Raw genomic sequence first — 4,236 nt, forward strand, 5'->3', positions numbered from 1 at the left:
GCCTCCGCGCGGAGGGGGCGCCGGCGCGGGGCACCGCGGCCCGGGGGGTGCCGGCGCAGGGCGGGCCGTGCCCCTCAGCCGTCCTGGGGCCTGCCGGTCGGCACGGGGGCTGCGGGCACCGTCCACGGCAGTTCGATGGCGACGGTCTTGCCGCCCTCGCGGGTCGGGCGCACGCTCAGCCTGCCGCCGCACTCCGCGGTCAGCCAGCGGATGATGACCATGCCGCGGCCGTTGTCCTGCTGCACGGCCGCGGGCAGCCGCCTCGGGAAGCGCGGGTGGCTGTCGGTGACCCCGATGCGCAGGTGCTCGTCGCGGTCGAGCGCGAGGTCCACCGTGAAGGTGGGTGACTGGCCGAGGGTGTGCTGGACCGCGTTGGTGGCGAGTTCGGAGACGATGAGGCGGACGGTGTCGGCCACCTCGGCGTCCGGCGGGAGCCCCCATTCCGCGAGGGTGGTGACGGCGTAGGAGCGGGCGGCGGCGACCGAGGCGGGATCGCTCGGCAGAGTGACGGATGCTTCCAGATGATCTGCCATGACGACGTCGTCCCTTTCCCGCGGGACCGCGGTCGGACACGGAGCGGAGGGTTCGAGTACGGTCCCGGACTGGTGCTTCGTCGCCAGACTGCCATTCCCGCGCCCGTCACGCGTGGCGATCCGCCAAGATCTGCATATATCTGTCGCTCGAAGCGGTGAACTCTGCGACGCGAGAACGTATTTGGGCGGCTCGGTCGGAGTAAGGAGTTTCCCATGCAGTACGGTCCCGCGGTGCGCCGCCGGAAACTGGGCGCGGAACTGCGCGCCCTCCGCACCGGTACGGGGCTCACCAGCGGTGAGGCGGCCCGGCTGGTGGGCTGGCACCAGTCCAAGGTGAGCCGGATCGAGACCGGTGCCAGCGGGGTGAAACCGGCCGATGTGCGGTTACTGCTGGACGCCTACGGTGTGCGGGACGCGGAACTGCGCGAGTTGCTGGTGGTGTTGGCGGGCTCCGACGAGGGCGCCGGACGGCACCACTGGTGGCACGCGTACCGGGGCGTGCTGCCCGCCACGTACCGGGACTTCATCAGTCTGGAGTCGCAGGCGAGCGCGATGCGCACGCTGGAGACCTCCGTGGTGCCGGGGCTGCTCCAGACGCCCGCCTACGCCCGTGCGGTGACCCGGGCGGCGGTCGGCGCGGACGCCGACGACCGGCTCGACGCGCTGGTCGCGGTACGGCTGGCCAGGCAGGACGTGCTGCGTGCCGATCCGCCGCTGCGGCTGGACGCGGTGCTCGACGAGGCCGTACTGCACCGGGAGATCGGCGGGCCCGAGGTGATGACGGAACAGCTGGAGCGGCTGATCGAGGCGGCCCGGCTGCCCCAAGTCAGCCTCCAGGTGCTGCCGTTCGCGGCCGGTGCGCACATCGGCATCACCGGCCCTTTCGTTATCTTCTCATTTTCGAGCACTTCTGATCTGGATGTGGTCGTTCTCGACCACTTGACGAGTAGCCTCTACCTCGAACGGAAAGAAGACCTCCAGGCATACACAGATGCCTTCAACACCCTTCGGATCCACGCCCTCTCCCCCGGGGGATCGCTGGATTACCTCGCCGCGCTCCGCGGCGGCGCATAAGGAGGCACCATGACCGCACTGCCTCGGAAGGTCAGGTCAAGCACCGAACTGCCCAACGCGCGCTGGCTGCGCAGCAGTCACAGCACCGGAGCCAACAACTGCGTCGAGACGGCACGGCCGCGCTCCGGCCCCTGGAGCGGACTGCTCGCCGTGCGCGACTCCAAGGACCCGGCCGGGCCCGCGCTGCTCTTCTCCCCCGAGAGCTGGGCGGGATTCACAGCCGCGTTCCAGTCCTGACAACTTCTGATCGGTTCTGCCGATTCCGGTTCACGGCCGTGTACGCCGACTCATGGTCGTGTCGCACCGATGATCTGTACAGCGCGTTCGATCTGCCCCCCGGAGAGGTCCGCACGGGCGGTCAGCCTCAGCCGTGAGATGCCGTCGGGTACGGAAGGAGGACGGAAGCAGCCCACGGCGAGGCCCGCCGCACGGCAGTCGGCCGCCCACCGCAGGGCCCGCTCCGGGGACGGCGCGCGCACCGAGACGACCGCGGCGTCCGGACGGACGGCCTGATGGCCCGCGGCCGTCAGGCGGGCGTGCAGTTCGCCCGCCACCGCCCGCGCCCGCGCCGCCCGCTCCGGTTCGCGGCGCAGCACCGAGAGGGCCGCGAGGGCCGCGCCCGCCGCGGCGGGCGCGAGACCGGTGTCGAAGATGAACGTCCGCGCCGTGTTCACCAGGTGGTCGATCACCCTGGCCGGGCCCAGCACGGCGCCGCCCTGGCTGCCCAGCGACTTGGACAGCGTGACCGTCGCGACGGCGTCGTCGGCGCCCGCGAGCCCGGCCGCGTGCGGGGCGCCGCGGCCGCCGTCGCCCAGGACGCCGAGGCCGTGGGCGTCGTCGAGGACCAGCCCGGCACCGCGCTCCCGGCACGCCTCGGCGAGCGCCGTCAGCGGCGCGGCGTCGCCGTCGACCGAGAAGACGGTGTCCGAGACGGCCACGGCCGGACCGTCGTGCGTGCGCAGGGCCTTGCGCACGGCGTCCGGATCGGCGTGCGCCACCACCTGGGTCGTGCCGCGGGCCAGCCGGCAGCCGTCGATCAGCGAGGCGTGGTTGCCCGCGTCCGAGACGATCAGCGAGCCGTGCGGGCCCAGCGCGGTGACGGCCGCCAGGTTGGCCGCGTAGCCGGAGGACAGCACGAGGGCCGCCTCGAAGCCGCAGAAGTCCGCGAGTTCGCGCTCCAGTTCGGTGTGCAGTGCGGTGGTGCCCGTCACCAGGCGCGATCCGGTGGCGCCGCCGCCCCAGGTCCGCGCCGCGCGCGCCGCGCCCTCGGCGACCTCGGGGTGGCGGGTGAGACCGAGGTAGTCGTTGCCCGCGAGGTCCAGGAGCGGCGAGTGGGCCGGACGGGGACGCAGGGTGCGCACGAGCCCGGCGCGGCGCCGCGCGTCCGCCTGCTCGTCGATCCAGCCGAACGCCATGGCTCCTCCGGGCTTTTGTAGGCAGTGGACAGACACTAGCCGCACGCCGGTCCGCCCACGGTGTGGCAATACCCACACATCGAAGTGACGGGGTTGTGCGAAGTCACCTTGGCTCGGACGGCCTCCGTACGCCAGGATCAGCTTCCATGGACCTCCTGAACACGCTGGTGGACAAGGGGCTGCGGCGCGAGCCGCCGACCCGCGAGGAAGCGCTGGCCGTCCTCGCCACGTCCGACGACGACCTGCTCGATGTGGTGGCCGCGGCCGGCCGGGTGCGCCGGAAGTGGTTCGGCCGGCGGGTGAAACTCAACTACCTCGTCAACCTCAAGTCGGGACTGTGTCCTGAGGACTGCTCCTACTGCTCCCAGCGGCTCGGCTCCACCGCCGGCATCCTGAAGTACACCTGGCTCAGGCCGGACGAGGCGTCCGAGGCGGCCGCAGCCGGTTTGGCGGGTGGCGCCAAGCGGGTGTGCCTGGTGGCGTCCGGGCGCGGTCCGACCGACCGTGACGTGGACCGGGTCTCGCGGACCATCAAGGCCATCAAGGACCGCAACGAGGACGTCGAGGTGTGCGCCTGCCTCGGTCTGCTCTCCGACGGCCAGGCGGAGCGGCTGCGCGAGGCGGGCGCGGACGCCTACAACCACAACCTCAACACCTCCGAGTCCACCTACGGCGAGATCACCACCACGCACACCTACGCCGACCGGGTCGACACCGTGCGCAAGGCGCACGCGGCCGGACTGTCCGCCTGCTCCGGGCTGATCGCCGGGATGGGCGAGAGCGACGAGGACCTGGTCGACGTCGTCCAGTCGCTGCGCGAACTGGACCCCGACTCGGTTCCGGTGAACTTCCTCATCCCGTTCGAGGGCACGCCGCTGGCCAAGGAGTGGAACCTCACCCCGCAGCGCTGTCTGCGGATCCTCGCGATGGTGCGGTTCGTGTGCCCGGACGTCGAGGTGCGCATCGCGGGCGGGCGCGAGGTGCACTTGCGCAGCATGCAGCCGCTCGCCCTGCACCTGGCCAACTCGATCTTCCTCGGCGACTACCTGACCAGCGAGGGCCAGGCGGGCAGGGCCGACCTGGAGATGATCGCGGACGCCGGGTTCGAGGTGGAGGGCACCGAGCAGGTGACCCTGCCGGAGCACCGGGCGGCCGGCGGCGGCTGCGGCTCGCACGCGGACGCCGGCGCCGACGCGGCGGGCTGCGGGTCGCGG

At 72.3% G+C, this 4,236-nt stretch carries 5 protein-coding genes; 3 read left to right on the forward strand and 2 right to left on the reverse strand.

The annotated features are described in order from the left end of the window. Positions 1-74: 74 nt before the first annotated feature. Positions 75-533 carry an ATP-binding protein gene (locus SZN_RS35840; RefSeq protein ID WP_007505247.1) on the reverse strand — a complete coding sequence of 153 codons (459 nt, stop codon included), beginning with the start codon at positions 531-533 and terminating at the stop codon, positions 75-77. A gap of 213 nt (positions 534-746) precedes the next feature. Here SZN_RS35840 and SZN_RS35845 point away from each other — a divergent pair, with 213 nt between their 5' ends. After that, positions 747-1,607 carry a helix-turn-helix domain-containing protein gene (locus tag SZN_RS35845; protein ID WP_007505249.1) on the forward strand — a complete coding sequence of 287 codons (861 nt, stop codon included), beginning with the start codon at positions 747-749 and terminating at the stop codon, positions 1,605-1,607. Between the two features lie 9 nt (positions 1,608-1,616). After that, positions 1,617-1,844, forward strand: coding sequence for a DUF397 domain-containing protein (locus tag SZN_RS35850; RefSeq protein WP_007505251.1), 228 nt, complete (start codon positions 1,617-1,619; stop codon positions 1,842-1,844). A gap of 50 nt (positions 1,845-1,894) precedes the next feature. Here SZN_RS35850 and SZN_RS35855 read toward each other — a convergent pair whose 3' ends face one another. Then, positions 1,895-3,022: an 8-amino-7-oxononanoate synthase gene (locus tag SZN_RS35855; protein WP_007505253.1), complete on the reverse strand. Its 1,128-nt coding sequence runs from the start codon at positions 3,020-3,022 to the stop codon at positions 1,895-1,897. A gap of 146 nt (positions 3,023-3,168) precedes the next feature. Between SZN_RS35855 and bioB the strand changes: the two genes are divergently transcribed. Continuing rightward, on the forward strand, positions 3,169-4,236 hold a 1,068-nt coding region (gene bioB, locus SZN_RS35860), incomplete at its 3' end, for a biotin synthase BioB (protein WP_007505255.1).

It is taken from the genome of Streptomyces zinciresistens K42 (assembly GCF_000225525.1).
GTDB classification, from domain to species: Bacteria; Actinomycetota; Actinomycetes; order Streptomycetales; family Streptomycetaceae; genus Streptomyces; species Streptomyces zinciresistens.

What these genes read in the sequence shown, in the direction of transcription:
- SZN_RS35840 (WP_007505247.1), bottom strand. Translation starts at nt 533, where the DNA reads ATGGCAGATCATCTGGAAGCATCCGTCACTCTGCCGAGCGATCCCGCC.
- SZN_RS35845 (WP_007505249.1), top strand. Translation starts at nt 747, where the DNA reads ATGCAGTACGGTCCCGCGGTGCGCCGCCGGAAACTGGGCGCGGAACTG.
- SZN_RS35850 (WP_007505251.1), top strand. Translation starts at nt 1,617, where the DNA reads ATGACCGCACTGCCTCGGAAGGTCAGGTCAAGCACCGAACTGCCCAAC.
- SZN_RS35855 (WP_007505253.1), bottom strand. Translation starts at nt 3,022, where the DNA reads ATGGCGTTCGGCTGGATCGACGAGCAGGCGGACGCGCGGCGCCGCGCC.